This window comes from Paraburkholderia sp. EG304 (genome assembly GCF_046543485.1).
Classification (GTDB): domain Bacteria; phylum Pseudomonadota; class Gammaproteobacteria; order Burkholderiales; family Burkholderiaceae; genus Paraburkholderia; species Paraburkholderia youngii.
Window position 1 is genome coordinate 1 of sequence record NZ_JBKGUA010000306.1, and the last position, 517, is coordinate 517.

The window sequence follows — 517 nt, forward strand, 5'->3', positions numbered from 1 at the left end:
GACACGAAGCAATCGAAACCAGGCTGGCGGAAGCGCAGCGCAAGTATGGCTATAGCGTAGAGCCGTTGACGTTCGTGCAAGACGACGCCGGCGTCACTGTCGTGGCTCAATATGCTGGCAACTTCCCCGGAGGTCTCGCCGACCTGAAACATGTATTCCGGCTCACGGACCACAAGATTGAATTTCTGGAGATCCACTGATGACCACGACCCGCGAACTAACGGGCAAGCGTGTGCTGGTCACGGCTGGCACGAAGGGCGTTGGCCGCGCCGTCGTCGAACTGCTCGGCGAACTCGGCGCGCGCATTCTGACGACGGCTCGTGCCAAGCCGGACTTCATTCCCGACGCCATGTTCGTCGAAGCCGACCTCACTACGCCGGAGGGTTGCGCCACCGTAGCACAGGCCGTCGAAAGCCGGCTGGGTGGCGTGGACGCCATCATCCATGTCCTGGGCGGATCGTCAGCCCCGGCAGGCGGTTTTGCCGCGCTGGATGAAACCGAATGGCAGAAAGAACTG

At 61.9% G+C, this 517-nt stretch carries 1 protein-coding gene and 1 pseudogene; both read left to right on the forward strand.

Going from position 1 to position 517, the window contains the following annotated elements:
• Positions 1 to 200: pseudogene (locus tag ACLFKU_RS44000) on the forward strand (nuclear transport factor 2 family protein); the annotation flags it as partial.
• The coding region (locus ACLFKU_RS44005; RefSeq protein WP_410853425.1) for an SDR family NAD(P)-dependent oxidoreductase at positions 200 to 517 on the forward strand (318 nt) is incomplete at its 3' end. The pseudogene ACLFKU_RS44000 and the gene ACLFKU_RS44005, both read left to right, overlap by 1 nt.